Below are 14,974 nucleotides of genomic sequence, written 5' to 3'. Positions count from 1 at the left end.
GGGAATCTGAGGGTGGTTCACCCCACCGCCATGGAGGACCGCACATGCAACCTCGTCTCGCCATCGCCGCCGTCGTGTGTCTCGTCGCCGCGCAACTCGTCGCGGCCGGGCCCGCGGCCGCGGCGACCACCGTCACCATCAACGGTACGTCCGCCGGGCGCACGTTCGACGGCGTCGGCGCCATCTCCGGGGGCGGCGGCAACAGCCGTCTGCTCTACGACTACCCGGAGCCGCAGCGCGGCCAGATTCTCGACTACCTGTTCAAGCCCGGCTACGGGGCCGCCATGCAGATCATGAAGGTCGAGGTCGGCGGCGACACCAACTCGACCAGCGGTGCCGAGCCCAGCCACCAGCACACCGCCACCGACCTCAACTGCGACCGCGGCTACGAGTGGTGGATGGCCGAGCAGGCCCGCGCGCGCAACCCGCGGATCAAGCTGTACGCCCTCGCCTGGGGCGCCCCCGGCTGGATCGGCAACGGCAACTTCTGGTCCGACGACATGATCAACTACTACCTGGCGTTCCTGGACTGCGCGAAGAACAGCCACGGCCTGACGTTCGACTACCTCGGCGGCTGGAACGAGCGCGGCTACGACAAGGGCTGGTACGAGCGGCTCAAGTCCGCCCTCAACAGCCACGGGTACGGCAACGTGCAGGTCGTCGCCGACGACACCAGCTTCAACCCCGCGGGCGACGTGGTGAGCGACCCGGCCTTCGCCGCGGCCGTGGACGTGCTCGGCTCGCACTACGTCTGCGGGTACCGCGGGGCGCAGACGAACTGCCCCAGCAGTACCGACGCGATCAACAGCGGCAAGAAGGTCTGGGCGAGCGAGAACGGCTCCGACGACTACAACCTCGGCGCCGCCGCGCTCGCGCGCGGGATCAACCGCGGCTACCTCGACGGGAAGATGACCGCGTACCTCAACTGGCCGGTCATCGCCGCGATCACCCCGAACATCCCGTTCCCGACGATGGGCGTGGCGCTGGCCGCGCAGCCCTGGTCCGGCAGCTACTCGGTCGGCAAGAACGCCTGGGTGATGGCCCACACGACGCAGTTCACGGCCCCGGGCTGGCGCTATCTCGACGGCGCCTCGGGCTACCTCGGCGGCAACCGCGCCAACGGCAGCTACGTCACCATGCGCGACCCGGACAGTGGCAACTACAGCGTCGTGATCGAGACGATGGACGCCACCGCCGCGCAGCCGTTCACCGCGACCGTCACCGGCGGGCTGTCCACCGGCGCCGTGCACGTGTGGTCGACGCTGCTGTCCAGCACCAGTCCGGCCGACTACTTCGCGCACACCGCCGACGTCACCCCGTCCGGCGGGTCGTTCACGGTGACGCTGCAGCCCGGGCGGGTGTACACCCTGAGCACCACGACCGGTCAGGGCAAGGGCACCGCGACGTCCCCGGCCGCCGGGACCCTCGCGCTGCCGTACACCGACGACTTCAACGGCTACGCGATCGGCCGGGAGGCGAAGTACCTCGCCGACATGCAGGGCGCGTTCGAGATCGCCCAGTGCGGCGGGACGAGGTGCGTGCGCCAGATGTCGCCGCGCGCCCCGATCACCTGGGACGACCTCAGCGACCCGTACGCGCTGCTGGGCGACCTCGGCTGGAGCAACTACAAGGTGTCGGCCGACGTGCGGCTGGAGCAGGCCGGCTACGCGGAGGTCATCGGCCGCGCCGGCACCCAGCACGCGTTCGGGCCGGCCGGGCTCAACGCCTACTACCTGCGGCTGTCCGACACCGGCGCGTGGAGTGTGCTGCGCAATGACGTCAACAACACCATGACGACCCTGCGCAGCGGGACGGTGACCGCGCCCGGGACCGGCACCTGGCACAACATCGCGCTGACGTTCTCGGGCACCAGTCTCACCGCCCAGATCGACGGCGTCACGCTCGCCACCCTCGGCGACGCGGCCTGGAGCACCGGCCAGGTCGGCATCGGCACCAGCCAGGGCGAGACGGCGCAGTTCGACAACCTGTCGGTGACCGCGGTCGCCGGCCCGCCCCCGCCGGTGTCCGGCGCGCTGGTGAGCGCCCAGTCCGGCCGCTGTCTCGACGTGCCCAACGCCACGCAGGCCAACGGCACCCAGGTCGAGATCTGGGACTGCAACGGCGGCGGCAACCAGCAGTGGACGCAGGCCTCGGGCGGGGCGCTGCGGGTGTACGCGAACAAGTGCCTCGACGTCATGCAGCACGCGACCGCGCCGGGCTCGCCGGTGGCGATCTGGGACTGCAACGGCGGGGCGAACCAGCAGTGGACCGTCGGCGCCGACGGCACCGTCGTGGGCGTCGAGTCCGGGCTGTGCCTGGACGTCACCGGCCAGGGCACCGCGAACGGCACCCTGGTCGAGATCTGGACCTGCAACGGCGGGGCCAACCAGCGCTGGACCCGCTCGTAGCGTCACGACCTCACCGGCTCCTTGGTGAGGAAGTCCGCCACCATGTTCGCGAAGTGCGGGCGGGCGACGCAGGCGGCGTTGTGCGAGGCGCGCGGCAGGACGTGGGTCCGCGCGTCTGGCATCACCGCCGCCAGCCGCTCGTTCATCTCGCGGTAGTACGCCCCGCTGCGCGCCCCGCAGGACAGCAGGGTGCGGGCGGTGACGCCGGCGTACTCCTGGGCGGGACCCGACTGGGCGACGACCTCCTCGGTCTCCAGGATCGACGTCGGCAGCAGTTCGCCCATGGTCCGCCCGATCGGCGTGCGCAGGAACGCCCGGGCGAGGAGGATCCGGGCCCCGAACGGCAGCTTCGTCAACTGCAGACCCCCGCTCATCACGGCGATCGCGCGCGGCAGGTCGCCCGCGTCGATGTACCGCCGCATCCGCGGTACGTAGTCCGACGGGAAGACGTCGTCGACGTTCACGGTGCCGTCGTAGAGCACGATGTGGTCGAACTCGATCTCCAGCGCGGCCCTCATCACGACCAGGCCGCCGTAGCTGTGGCCGAAGACGTTGCGGGCGCCGGTGCGCTCCAGCACCGCCGCCAGGTCGGCGATCTCGTCGTCGACCGTGTAACCGGCCGGCTTCGGGCCCGCGCTGCCCCGGCCGCGCCGGTCGTACAGGTGGACCGCGACCCGGCCCTTGAGCGCCTTCGCCAGCCGCGTGTAGAAGTCGGCGGTCACGGCCCCGCCGTGTACCACCACCAGGTCCTCCGCCGCCATGCCGCCTCCCTCTCCGAGTTCCCTAAAATCTGCGAACGCTGTTTGCAGTTTAGAGTAGTGGGGTGGGTGAGAGCCAGTCGATTTTTCAGCGACCGCCGCGGGGGAGCCGGGGGCCCGCGCCCGGGCACAGCCGGGAGGAGATCGTGGCGGCCGCGACCGCACTCGCCGACGCCGACGGGCTCGCGGCCGTGTCGATGCGGGCGGTGGCGGCGAAGCTCGGGACCGGGGCGGGGTCGCTGTACCGCTACCTGTCATCCCGCGACGACCTGCTCGACCTCATGGCCGACGCGGCGATCGGCGCGCTGGCCCCGTTCCCGGCCGCGCCCGACCCGATCGACGCGCTCGTGCTGCTGGCCCGCGAGCAGCTGGGCCTGTTCAAGCGGCACCCCTGGCTGCTGGAGGCGGCGCAGCGCAACCGGGGCCTCGGCCCCAACGCGCTGGCGTACTTCGAGCACTGCCTCGGCGTCCTGGCCCCCGTGCGGTGCCCGACGCAGGCCAAGTTCGAGGCGGTCGCGATGATCACCGGCGTCGTGTCGCTGTTCGCGCGCCCCCAGCCGGAGGGGCTGTCCTTCGCCGCGGACCTGGCCGGGTACCGCCACCTGGTCGCCGCCATGGCGGAGGCGTCCTCCGGGGCGCCGGCACCCCCGCAGGACGCTCCCGACCTGTTCGAGCGGGCGCTGCGCAGCCTGTTGAACGGGCTGCTGCGCTAACGGGTGGTGAACTTCTGGGCGCCGGTGCCGTTGCACTGGTACAGCTGCACGAGCGTCCCGTTCGCGGTGCCGCTGGAGGTCACGTCGACGCACTTGCCCGACCCGGCGCCGACGAGGGTGCCGTCGGCGTTGAACGTGAACTTCTGCGCGGTGGTGCCGTTGCAGTCCCAGAGCTGCACCTTGGTGCCGTTGGCGGTGGCGTTGTCGCTCACGTCGAGACACTTGCCGCCGTAGAGGCGCAGCTCGCCCGCGGCCGTGCGGGTCCAGGTCTGGTTGGTGCCGCCGTGGCAGTTCCAGATGTTGACCTGGGTGCCGTTGGCGGTCCCGGTGCCGTAGCCTTCGAGGCAGCGCCCCGACTGCGGGTTGAGCACGGAGACCGGGGACCCCACCGGCGGTACACCCACGGGGGTGAGGCTCGCGGGGACCGACTGCAGCGCGGAGAACCAGCGCGCGCCCATCTTGTCGTAGCCGCCGGCGTTCGGGTGCACCCCGTCGGCCAGGTCGGCGGTGGTGATCGCCGAGTGCATGTCGACCAGGTGGGTGCGCGCGCCCTTCTGCGCGACGATGCCGGGGATGGCGGCGTTGTACGCCTGCACCCGCGACTCCCGCGTGGGGTCGCTCTCCGGCGTGATCTTGGCGACGAACAGCTCGACGGTCGCGTTGTTGGCCCGGATCTTGTCGATCAGCGCCGACAGCCGCGCCGGGGCGTTCGCGACGTCGTAGTTCTGGTTCATGTCGTTCGTGCCGATGTGCAGCAGGATCGTGCGCGGAGCATAGGTGTGCAGCCAGTTGACGATGTTCGCGTCGATCTGGTCGATGCGCCAGCCGGAGTGGCCCTCGTGGTCGTGGTCGCCCAGGCCCGCCGGGCCGTTGAAGCGCGATCCGACGAAGTCGGCCCGGTAGCCGCCGGCGGCGAGGCGCTGCCAGAGGTTGAGGCGGTACCCGCCCGGCACGTTGTAGCCGTCCGTGATCGAGTCGCCCAGCGGCATGATCCGCACGCCGCCGTTGGACTCGGCCAGCGCGGGCGCGGCCGGGATCAGGGCCCCCGCGACCAGGGCCAGCGCGAGGCCGAGGGTGAGGCCGATACGTCGTCGCATGTTGTCCGTGCTCCCGTCCGTGGCGGAGGTGGCCTGCACGCCGCCCTGGCGGAGGCGGCGTGCAGGGGTTTCGGGGTCGCCAGCTCATTGATTCTTGAAGATATTTCGGACGGCGTCGACCCCGGCGCGGCGAGCGTCCCGGCCACTGCGCCGAGCGGTCCGCCGGCCGTGATCAACGTGGCTTTTTCGCCGCCCGTGCGGCGGGCGGGGCGATCGCGGCGCACAATCCAGCGGTGGTGAACACGCTGACGATCGACTGTGGCGGCGGCGGGCTCAAGGCGGCCGTCGTGGACGACTCCGACGCGTTGGTCGGCGGCCCGATCCGGGTCGCGACGCCGTACCCGTTCCCGCCCGACCGCTTCGTGCGCGCCGTGCTCGACATCGAGACCCAGCTACCGGCGGCCGACCGGGCCACCGTCGGGCTGCCCGGCATGATCCGCCACGGCCGGGTCGTGGCCACCCCGCACTACGTCAACCGGGCCGGCCCGCACACCGCCGTCGACCCGGGGCTGTATGCGGCCTGGACCGGCTACGACGCCCGGGCCGCGCTCAACCGCGCCTTCGGCCGCCCGGTGCTCGTGCTCAACGACGCCGAGGTGCACGGCGCCGCCCTGGTCGTCGGCACCGGGCTGGAGCTGGTGCTCACGCTCGGCACGGGGCTGGGCAGCGCGCTGTTCGACGACGGGGTGCTCGCCCCGCACCTGGAGCTCTCACACGGGCCGATCCGGCGCAAGCGGACCTACGACACCTACATCGGCGAGATTCAGCGCCGCGAGCTGGGCAACGCCAAGTGGTCGCGGCGGGTGCGGCGGGTCGTCGACGGGCTGCGGCCGGTGTTCCGGTGGGACCGGCTGTACATCGGCGGCGGCAACTCGGCCCTGATCGACGCCGAGACGGTCGCGGCCCTGGGCGACGACGTGTCGATCGTGCCGAACACCGCCGGGGTGCTGGGCGGGGCCCGGGCCTGGAAGCTGATCGGCGGATAAAGTTCCACATAACCGATAAAATTGCCCAAAACGGACTAATGTCGCAGCGTGCTCACGCTCAGCGACTCCGAACTGCGGCTCGACACGGCCCGCGGGCCGGTCGCGGCGCTGCGGATGCCCCCGCCCGCCGGCGCGGACCGTGGCGCCGCCGTCGTCCTGTGCGCCGGCGTCGTCGGGTCCAAGGAGGATTTCGTCCCGATCCTGCCCGCCGTCGCCGGCGGCGGCTACCACGCCTGGGCCTACGACTATCAGGGCCACTACGCCGAGCTCGACGACGAGTCCCCGGCCGGGCACACCATCGCCCGGCACGCCGAGGACCTGGTCGCCGTGCTCGAACGCATCGGCGCCGGGCGGCCGGTGCACCTCGTCGGGCACTCCTACGGCGGGTTCGTCGCCCGCGCCGCCGCCCTCGCCCGCCCGGACCTGCTGCTGTCGGTGACGCTCATCGGCGCCGGGCCCGGCATGGACGGCGCCCGGCACCGCAAGCTGCTCTCGGGCTTCGACGCCACCCTCGCGCTGCAGGGCGCCGCGGTCATGTGGCCGGTGGTGCGGCGCCTGGTGCCGCAGCGCGAGGCGGACCGCCGCGAGTTCTGGCGCCGCCGGCTCGCCGGGATGCGCCTGGCGTTCCTGCACGGGGCGCTGCGTTCGCTCACCGCCGAGCCGGACCGGGGCGCCGACCTGCGGGCCACGCGGGTGCCGGTGCTGATCGTGCACGGCCACCGCGACCAGCGCCTGTGGTCCGCCGGGGACTTCGCCGCCTACGCCGAGCGGCTCGGCGCGCGGCTCGAGATCATCCCGGACGCCTCGCACAGCCCGAACCTCGAGCAGCCGCAGCGCACGGCCGCGGCGCTGCTGCGCTTCTTCGCCGAGGCCGAGCGCCGCCACGCCGAGCGGCTCTTCCTCGACCTGGTCCGGCCGCGGGCGCTCGCCGAGCCGTACGCGACCTACCGCGCCCTGCGCGAGCGCACCCCGGTCCTGCGCGTCGACCTGCCCGGCAAGGCGGCCGCGGCGGTGCTCAGCCGCCACGCCGACGTCGCCCGCCTGCTGCAGGAGCCGATCTTCGAAAGCCCCGGCGAGGACCCGGCCCGGCTCACCCCGAACTGGCGCGACGTGCGGATCATCCGCTGCCTGTACCAGTCGTTCGGCTGGCGCGAGGGCACCGTGCACAGCGAGCTGCGCGCCGCGCTGGCCCACCGGCTCGTCCCGCGCCGCGCCGAGGAGCTGCGCGAGTGCACGGCCGCGACCGCGGAGCAGTGCCTCACCGCCTTCGGCGAGCGGCTCGCCCGCGACGGCGTGGTGAACCTCGCCGAGGCGCTCGCGATCCCGTTCGCGTCGCTGGTCACCGGGCGGCTGCTGGACCTGCCCGACGCCGACGCGCTGCGGCTGGGCGAGGCGGCCCGGGTCGCCTCGGCGGCGTTCGAGCCGTTCATGACGCCCCGGCAGCGCTCGGCGATGGCCAGCGCCGGCGACGAGATCATCGACGCGCTGGAGGTCCTGGCCGCCGACCGGGAGGCGGGGCTGCTGCCGGTGGTGCGGCGGCTGCGGCCGGACCTCGGGGAGCAGTACCTCGGGGACCTGACCCTGCTCTTCGGCGCCGGCTACGACTCACCGGCGAGCCTGGTGACGCTCGGGGCGCGGCTGCTGCTGTCGTACCCCGACGAGGCCGCCCTGGTCCGCGGCGGCGACGACGCCACCGCCGGGCGGGCGGTCGAGGAGATCCTGCGCTTCGAGCCGCCGGTGCAGATCGCCGTGCGGATCGCCACCGCGCCGGCCCGCTTCGGCGACGTGGACGTCGAGCCGGGCATGGCCGTGCTCGGGCTCATCGGGGCGGCGAACCGGGACCCGGCGTACGTCGCCGAGCCCGACCGCTTCGACGTGCTGCGCCGGCCCGCCCGGGCGTCGCTGAGCTTCGGCGCCGGCCGGCACTTCTGCCCGGGCGCGGCCCTGGCCCGCATGCACGCCCAGGTCCTCTTCCCCCGCCTGCTGCGCCGGTTCCCGACGCTGCGCATCGCCGGAGCGGTCCGCTACCGCGCGCCCGGCACCATGCTGCGCGGCATCGAGGACCTGCCCGTCGCCCTCGGAGCGTGAGATGCGCGTCCTGTTCACCATGAACCCGGCCCCCGGCCACCTGTTCTCGATGGTGCCGCTGGCCTGGGCCCTGCACCTGCGCGGCGACCAGGTCCTCGTCGCCGTGCCGCAGCCGCTGCACCAGCAGGTGCGCCGCGCGGGCCTGACCGCGGCCGTCGTCGGCGGCGACGCGTCGTTCTTCGAGCTGTGGCCGTCCGGGCTGAGCCTCGGCGGCAACGAGGAGCTCGACCTGAACGTGTTCGTCGCGCTGGCCGAGCGCACCCGCGACGACGTCGACGCCCTGGTCCGCGCGTGGCGCCCCGACCTGCTCGTCACCGAACCGGTGGAGTATTCGGGCCCCCTGGCCGCGACCCGCGCCGGCATCCCGTGGGTGCTGCAGCACTGGGGCCTGCCGGTGCCCGAGCCGGTGCACAACGCCGCCCTGGCCCGCGTCGAGGAGCGGCTTTCGCGGCTGTACGGCGGGACCGCGGTCGACCCGCCGGCCCTGACGATCGACACCTGCCCGCCGAGCCTCGGCGCCGTGCCGGGCGGGACGCCGATGCGCTACGTGCCCTACAACGCGGCCTGCACCATCCCCGGCTGGCTGCTGGAGCCGTCCCCGCGCCCGCGCGTGTGCGTGTCGATGGGCACCGTGCCGATCCCCGAGGGCGTCGACGGCCTGAGCGCCGCCGTGCACGGCCTGCGCGAGCTGGACGTGGAGATCGTGGTCTCCGGCGCCGGGGTGCACGGCATCGCCGAGCTCCCCGCGGACGTGCGCCGCATCGGCTGGATCCCGCACAACCAGGTCCTGCCCGGCTGCGCGCTGTTCGTCCACCACGGCGGGGCGGGCAGCTCGATGGCGGCCCTGACGATCGGCCGCCCGCAGCTGGTGATGCCCCAGATGTGCGACCAGTTCGCGATCGCCGAGCGCCTGACGGCCGCGGGCGCGGCCCGCGCGATCCCGTTCCCGCAGCGCTGCGCCGCGGCGGTACGCATCGAGGCGGGCAAGCTGCTGTCCGACGACGGCTACCAGGCCCGCGCGAGTGAACTGGCCGCCGAGATCGCCGCCATGCCGTCCCCGTCCGCCGTGGCCGAGATCCTGACCGTCCGGTAGCTGCGGGCGGGCCAGCGTACGCCAGGCGAGCGTTGTCCAGGCCCGCGGGTGTCCGCTCACCAGGACGCCAGCGCGAACGCTCCGCGCTGCAGCAGGGCCCCGAACTCCTGCGCCGGCACCGGGCGGGAGAAGTGGAAGCCCTGGCCGATCTGGCAGCCCAGGCGGGCGAGCTCGCGCGCCTGGGCGGCGTCCTCGATGCCCTCGGCGACGACCTGCAGGTCGAGCGCCTGGGCGAGGTCGAGGATCGCGCGGGCCAGGGCCGAGTGCTCGGGCCCGCGCGCCACGCCGTCGACGAACGGCTTGGGGATCTTCAGGATGTCGATCGGGAACGTGTGCAGGCGCGACAGCGACGAGTACCCGGTGCCGAAGTCGTCGACGGCGAGCCGCACGCCCAGGGCCTTGAGCTCGGCGAGGCGGCTCGCGGCGACCTCGGCGTCCTCGCTCAGCAGCGACTCGGTGATCTCCAGTGTCAGCAGCTGCGCCGGTAGGCCGGTGTGCAGCAGGGTCTGCTGGACGTACAGGATCACGGCCGGGTCCTGCACCTGCCGCGGCGAGAGGTTGACGCTGATCCGCGGCCGGACCCCGGAGCCCTGCCACGCGGCGGCGGTGCGGCAGGCGGCGCCGAGCACCTCGTAGCCCAGCGGCAGGATGAGCCCGGTCTCCTCGGCGAGCCCGATGAACCGGTCCGGCGGGATGAGCCCCTTGCGCGGGTGCGGCCAGCGCACCAGCGCCTCGGCCCCGGTGATCGACCCGTCACGGAGGTCGACGAACGGCTGGTAGTACACGACCAGCTCGTGGTGCTCGATCGCCCCGCGCAGGTCCTCGGCGAGGTCGAGCCGCTCCAGCAGGCCGGCCTGCATGCTGGGGGCGTAGTAGGCGTACCGGTTGCGCCCCTGCCGCTTGGCCATGTGCATCGCGACGTCGGCGCTGCGCAGCAGCTCGTCGGCGTCCGGCGGCCGGTCGGGGTCGGGCAGCGCGATGCCGACGCTGGCCTGCGGCTGGATCTCGCGCGCGCCGACGGTCAGCGGCCGGCGCAGCGTGGCCAGCACCCGTTCGGCGACGCGGGCCGCCTCGCCCGCGTCGTCGAGGTGCTCCAGCAGCATCGCGAACTCGTCGCCGCCGAGCCGCGCCGCGGTGTCGGCCGAGCGCAGGCACGAGCGCAGCCGGTCCGCGATCGCGCGCAGCAGCGCGTCGCCGGCGGCCCGCCCGAGCGAGTCGTTGATCGTCTTGAAGTCGTCGAGGTCGACGATCAGGAGTGCGATGTGGCGGTACGGCGCGCCGCGGCGCTCCAGCGCGTGGTGCACCCGGTCGGCCAGCAGCGCCCGGTTGGCCAGCCCGGTCAGCTCGTCGTGGAACGCCCGGTGCGTGAGCTGCTCCTCCAGCGCCTTGCGCTCGGTGATGTCGCGGGTGGTGAACAGGTACCCGCTCTCGTCGCCGTCGTCGACGGCCCGCCCGATCGTCTCGGTGAGCACGTACCCGCCGTCGTCGCGCCGCAGCCGGCACTCCACCGGCCCGACCACCCCGCCGGTGGCGTGGGTGTCCAGCAGCAGCCCGACCCGGTCCCGGTCGTCGGGGTGCACCAGGTCGGTCAGCGGCCGGCCGAGCACCGCCGCGGGGGCCAGCCCGAGCAGCGACTGGATCGACGGCGTGACGTACTGGATCACCCCGTCGCGCCGGCAGATCGACACCAGGTCCGTCACCTGCTCGGTGAGCCGCTGGAAGCGGCCCTCGGCCCGCTGCCGCTGCACCTCCCGCAGGACCCTTACCACGTCGGCAAGACGGACCAGAACCAAGACGAACAGCACGCACGAGGCGGTGAGGAACACCGCCAGCTCCGTCGCCGCCGCCGACTTGATCGTGATGATCACCGGGATCAGCAGCGCCGCGACGGCCAGCAGCACCGCCACCCGCCCGTTGGACAGCCGCGGCGCGGCCGGCGGGAGCCGCTCGTCGACGTCGCGCATCGCCGGGTGCAGGGCCGCGCAGCCGGTGCTGAGGTAGAACCCGATCCACCCGACGTCGACCCAGCTGCCGGCGTGGAACTCCCCGCGCAGCGACTGCCACGTGTACACCGCGTCGGCGGCCAGCAGGCACGCGACCCCGGCGAACAGCAGCCGCAGCGGGGTGCCGCGCGCGGTGCGCCCGCCGCCGAGCCGGGCCAGGACCGCCAGGACGAGCACGTCGCCGAACGGGTACGCGATCGCCGCGATCCGCTCCGTGGCGGCGATCTCGGGCCGGCTCAGGTACGGCTCGATGAGGAACACCCAGGTCAGCAGCGCCCCGCCGACGGTGACGATGGTGCCGTCCAGCAGCGCGGCCCGGTCGCCGCCCGGGTTCTGCCGCCGCACGAGAATCGCCAGCGCGCCGGCGAGGCACGGGTACATCGCCAGGTAGAACGCGTCGGACAGCCCCAGCCCGCCCGCGTCCTCGCCGTGCGCGAGCTGCGGCAGGTAGAACAGCCACTCCCCGACCGTGTACGAGCCGAGCCCGGCCGCCGCGAGCAGCCACGGCAGCGGCCGCCGCGGCCGGTGCGCCACCACGCCGGTGACGAGCGCGACGGCCGACAACGCGGCGATCGCGGTCCACTCCAGCGTGCGCAGGGTCGAGTCGGGCGTCAGGTAGTACACGACGCTCAGCGCCCCGACCACGACGGCATACGCCCGCAGCAGCACAAGACCCCCTCCGGTGTCCCCGGGGGCCCAATCGGCCGGTTTGGGCGCGGCTTTACCTATTCGCGCACGGCCGCCATCCGCGCGGCGGGGGTGCGCAGCGCCACCGCCGCCGGGACGAGGGCGGCGACGAGCGCGACGACGGTGCAGACGGCGGCGACGGCCAGCACCGGCGTCCACGGCACCACCGGCGCGGGCCCGACCCCGCCGGCGCGCAGCCCCGGGAGCAGGGCGAGCAGCGTGCCCCCGGCGACCGCCCCGGCCAGCACGATCCCGGCGACCGCCGCGAGCACGGCCTCGATGCCGACCATGGCGAGGATCTGCCGCGGCGTGGTCCCGGCCAGCCGCAGCACGGCGAGGTCCCGGGCGCGGTCGGCGGTGGCCATGACGAGCGTGTTGGCGATGGCGATCGTGGTGTACAGCAGCGCCATCCCGAGCACCGTGAGCAGCGCGAGGTCGTTCATCCGCCGCTGCTTCGCGTCCAGCCCGGCGAAGTACGCGACCGGCGTGAGCACCGAGCCCTGCGCACCGCCCGCGGGCCCGCTCAGGTACACCGCGTCGGCGTGCCCGGGCCCGAGCGACCACGGCAGCAGCACACTGTCGTCGAGGTCCAGCGACGGCTCGAGCACCCCGCCGACGCGCAGGCTCACCGGCGTCGAGTCGGCCAGCCACAGCCGGGCCGTGCTCCCGGGCCGCCACCCCATCGACGCGGCCAGCCCGTGCCCCACGACCACGCTGCCCTCGGCCGGCTCGGCGCTCACCCGCATCACCCGCCCCAGCCCCGGCCCGGCGAAGATCGCGTCGAACGGCTCCGCGTAGTCGTCCTGGTTCACGTAGACCACGGACCGCGCCACCGGCACATCCCCGGCGTCCGGCGCCCGCCCGGCCGGCGGGTCGACGAGCACCCCGGTCGCGGTGAGGCGGTTCGCGCTCGCCTGGGCGGTGGCCTGCCAGACGGTCGCCGTCCCGGCCAGGGTCGTCGCGGCGATGCCGGCGGTCACGAGGATCGGGGCGACCGTCGAGGCGGTGCGGCGTACGGCCGTGCGGGCGCCGTCGCGGGCCAGGGCAGCGGTGACACCGGGCAGCGGCAGGCCGGCCAGCCAGGCGGCGCGGGGCGCCAGCAGCGGCGCGAAGAGCGCGATGCCGGTGAGGGCCAGCTGGGCGTCGAGGAGGACGAGCGCGATGGTCTGCGGGCCGTCGACCGGCGCCCAGATGAGCAGGGCGGCGGCGCCGCCGAGGAACGCCAGGCCGAACACCCACCGCCCGGCGGTCATGACCCGCCGCTCGGCCGCGGCCTCGCGCAGCGCCTCGATCGGCCGGACCCGCCCGGCGCGGCGGGCGGCGACCGCGGCCCCGGCCAGGGCGACGAGCAGCCCGGTGCCGAACGCGGCCAGCAGCGGCCACCACACGAACCCGGCCGTGAACCCGGCGGGGGCGAACCCGGAGCGGGCCAGGAAGTGCGCGAACGGCGGCGCGGCGAGCAGCCCCGCCCCGCACCCGGCGACCCCGGCGACCGCCCCCACGACGAGCGCCTCGCCCAGCACCAGCCGCCGCACCTGCCGCGGCGTGGCCCCGGCCGCCCGCAGCAGCGCCAGCTCGCGGCGCCGCTGGGCGACGGCGAACGCGAACGTGCCGGCGACGACGAACACGGCCACGAACGCCGCGACCCCGGCCGTGGTCCCCATCAGCGACGCCGCCACCGCCAGCAGGTCGGCGTCCGGGTCGGGCTCGGCCGAGGCCCGCGCGTCGCCGGTGAGCACCCGCGGCCCGTCGCCGACCGCCGCACGCACCTGCCCGGCGCTCATCCCCCGGACCGCGATCGCGTCGATCCGCCCGCCGCTGAGCTGTTCGGCGGCCCGGTCGGTGAGGTACAGCGCGGCCGGCCCGCCGACCGTGCCCACCACCGTGAACTCCCGCCCGAGCACCCGGACCCGCTCCCCCACCCGATGTCCGGCCCCGCCGGCGACCGCCTCGTCGTCGCGGACCGGCCCGTCCCCGGCCGGCAGGTCGTGCAGCGCCGCCGCCGACCACGGGTGCGCGCCGCCCGGCAGCCACCGGTCGGCGACCGCCCCGGGCAGCCGTGCGAGCAGGTCGGCCGGCAGCGGGCGGGACCGCTGCGTCTCGGTCGTGCTCGTGTACTCGTCCTCGCGGCCCGCGTCCACGACAACCGTGATGCTGTTCTGCCCGGCGACCACGACGTCGGCACGCTCGTACCACACGGGCCGGCGTCCCCCGCCGACGCTTTCGGCGAGCGTGAGCCCGGTGGTGGCCAGCAGGCACACGCCGAGCCCGACCGCGACGAACACGCCGGCGAACGAGGTCCACCGGGCCCGCACGGTCTGCAGCGCGATCCCGGTCATCACGCCGCACCGCCGGACGGGACGGCCGTCTCCAGGGCGGTCATCCGCTCGGCGACGGCCTGCGGGGTCGGCGCCGCCATCGCGTCGGCCACCCGCCCGTCGGCGAGGAACACCACCCGGTCGGCATGGGCGGCCGCGACCGGGTCGTGGGTGACCATGACGACGGTCTGCCCCTGCCCGTCGACCATGGAGCGCAGCAGGGCGAGCACCTCCCGCCCGGTGCGCGAGTCCAGCGCCCCGGTCGGCTCGTCGGCGAAGAGCACGTCGGGCCGGGTGATGACGGCCCGCGCGATGGCGACCCGCTGCTGCTGGCCCCCGGAGAGCTCGGCGGGCCGGTGCCGGGCCCGGTCGGCGAGCCCGACGGCGGCGAGCACCTCCCGCACCTCCCGGCGCGCCGGCCGCCGCCCGGCCAGCCGCAGCGGCAGGGCGACGTTCTGTTCGGCGGTGAGCGAGGAGAGCAGGTTGAACGCCTGGAACACGAACCCGATCCGCTCGCGCCGCAGCAGCGTCAGCCCGGTCTCGTTCAGCGTGCCGAGGTCGGTGCCGGCGACCCGGACCGTCCCGGCGCTCGGCCGCTCCAGCCCGGCCGCGGTCTGCAGCAGCGTGGACTTGCCGGACCCGGACGGCCCCATCACCGCCGTGAACGTCCCCCGCGCGAACCCCAGTGTCACCGAGTCCAGTGCGACGAGCGCACCGAACCGCTTCTGCACGCCTTCCAGCACCACGACGTCCCCGTTGTCGGCCATGCCACCGATACAACCGCCCGGGGACCGTCCGGCACACGCCCGCCGGCCGGTGTCCC

Annotated in this window: 10 protein-coding genes; 5 read left to right on the top strand and 5 right to left on the bottom strand. The window is 74.5% G+C overall.

The window, feature by feature from the left end; translation table 11 throughout:
* The first annotated feature begins 44 nt into the window (after positions 1–44).
* Positions 45–2,408, top strand: a complete 2,364-nt coding sequence (locus tag ACQPY0_RS20780) for a ricin-type beta-trefoil lectin domain protein (protein ID WP_432991290.1) — start codon at positions 45–47, stop codon at positions 2,406–2,408.
* 2 nt (positions 2,409–2,410) lie between these two features.
* On the opposite strand, the gene ACQPY0_RS20775 is transcribed toward ACQPY0_RS20780, so the two are convergent.
* Entirely contained in the window at positions 2,411–3,169 is a 759-nt protein-coding gene (locus tag ACQPY0_RS20775) for an alpha/beta fold hydrolase (protein ID WP_432991288.1), read from the bottom strand.
* 143 nt (positions 3,170–3,312) lie between these two features.
* Between ACQPY0_RS20775 and ACQPY0_RS20770 the strand changes: the two genes are divergently transcribed.
* On the top strand, positions 3,313–3,879 hold the full coding sequence (locus tag ACQPY0_RS20770; RefSeq protein WP_432991286.1) for a TetR/AcrR family transcriptional regulator: 567 nt from the start codon (positions 3,313–3,315) through the stop codon (positions 3,877–3,879).
* Here the strand turns inward: ACQPY0_RS20770 and ACQPY0_RS20765 are convergent.
* Complete coding sequence (locus ACQPY0_RS20765; RefSeq protein ID WP_432991284.1) at positions 3,876–4,976, bottom strand: RICIN domain-containing protein; 1,101 nt, start codon at positions 4,974–4,976, stop codon at positions 3,876–3,878. The two genes, ACQPY0_RS20770 and ACQPY0_RS20765, sit on opposite strands and share 4 nt — an antisense overlap.
* A 233-nt stretch (positions 4,977–5,209) precedes the next feature.
* On the opposite strand from ACQPY0_RS20765, the gene ACQPY0_RS20760 reads away from it, so the two are divergent.
* The 3 genes from ACQPY0_RS20760 to ACQPY0_RS20750 are packed head-to-tail and all read left to right on the top strand — an operon-like array spanning position 5,210 to position 9,143.
* The gene (locus ACQPY0_RS20760; protein ID WP_432991282.1) at positions 5,210–5,962 is read left to right on the top strand and encodes an ROK family protein; all 753 of its coding nucleotides are present in this window, start codon (positions 5,210–5,212) and stop codon (positions 5,960–5,962) included.
* A gap of 48 nt (positions 5,963–6,010) precedes the next feature.
* Positions 6,011–8,050 (top strand): alpha/beta fold hydrolase, encoded by a 2,040-nt coding sequence (locus ACQPY0_RS20755; protein WP_432991280.1) that lies wholly within the window; start codon positions 6,011–6,013, stop codon positions 8,048–8,050.
* 1 nt (position 8,051) lies between these two features.
* Positions 8,052–9,143 carry a nucleotide disphospho-sugar-binding domain-containing protein gene (locus ACQPY0_RS20750; protein WP_432991278.1) on the top strand — a complete coding sequence of 364 codons (1,092 nt, stop codon included), beginning with the start codon at positions 8,052–8,054 and terminating at the stop codon, positions 9,141–9,143.
* A 56-nt stretch (positions 9,144–9,199) separates the two neighbouring features.
* Here the strand turns inward: ACQPY0_RS20750 and ACQPY0_RS20745 are convergent, their stop codons facing one another.
* From ACQPY0_RS20745 to ACQPY0_RS20735, 3 genes are read right to left on the bottom strand one after another with little or no spacing between them, the layout of a single operon-like run.
* Positions 9,200–11,815: a putative bifunctional diguanylate cyclase/phosphodiesterase gene (locus ACQPY0_RS20745; RefSeq protein WP_432991276.1), complete on the bottom strand. Its 2,616-nt coding sequence runs from the start codon at positions 11,813–11,815 to the stop codon at positions 9,200–9,202.
* 56 nt (positions 11,816–11,871) lie between these two features.
* Positions 11,872–14,172 carry an FtsX-like permease family protein gene (locus tag ACQPY0_RS20740; RefSeq protein ID WP_432991274.1) on the bottom strand — a complete coding sequence of 767 codons (2,301 nt, stop codon included), beginning with the start codon at positions 14,170–14,172 and terminating at the stop codon, positions 11,872–11,874.
* Positions 14,172–14,918 carry an ABC transporter ATP-binding protein gene (locus ACQPY0_RS20735; protein WP_432991272.1) on the bottom strand — a complete coding sequence of 249 codons (747 nt, stop codon included), beginning with the start codon at positions 14,916–14,918 and terminating at the stop codon, positions 14,172–14,174. The genes ACQPY0_RS20740 and ACQPY0_RS20735 overlap by 1 nt, the downstream gene beginning before the upstream one ends.
* Positions 14,919–14,974: the final 56 nt, after the last annotated feature.

Origin of the sequence: Dactylosporangium sp. CA-233914, assembly GCF_050942935.1 — a bacterium.
In the GTDB taxonomy this organism is placed as follows: domain Bacteria; phylum Actinomycetota; class Actinomycetes; order Mycobacteriales; family Micromonosporaceae; genus Dactylosporangium.
This window is presented reverse-complemented; position numbering and strand designations above follow the sequence as displayed.

What these genes read in the sequence shown, in the direction of transcription:
- ACQPY0_RS20765 (WP_432991284.1), bottom strand. Translation starts at nt 4,976, where the DNA reads ATGCGACGACGTATCGGCCTCACCCTCGGCCTCGCGCTGGCCCTGGTC.
- ACQPY0_RS20740 (WP_432991274.1), bottom strand. Translation starts at nt 14,172, where the DNA reads ATGACCGGGATCGCGCTGCAGACCGTGCGGGCCCGGTGGACCTCGTTC.
- ACQPY0_RS20775 (WP_432991288.1), bottom strand. Translation starts at nt 3,169, where the DNA reads ATGGCGGCGGAGGACCTGGTGGTGGTACACGGCGGGGCCGTGACCGCC.
- ACQPY0_RS20750 (WP_432991278.1), top strand. Translation starts at nt 8,052, where the DNA reads ATGCGCGTCCTGTTCACCATGAACCCGGCCCCCGGCCACCTGTTCTCG.
- ACQPY0_RS20780 (WP_432991290.1), top strand. Translation starts at nt 45, where the DNA reads ATGCAACCTCGTCTCGCCATCGCCGCCGTCGTGTGTCTCGTCGCCGCG.
- ACQPY0_RS20735 (WP_432991272.1), bottom strand. Translation starts at nt 14,918, where the DNA reads ATGGCCGACAACGGGGACGTCGTGGTGCTGGAAGGCGTGCAGAAGCGG.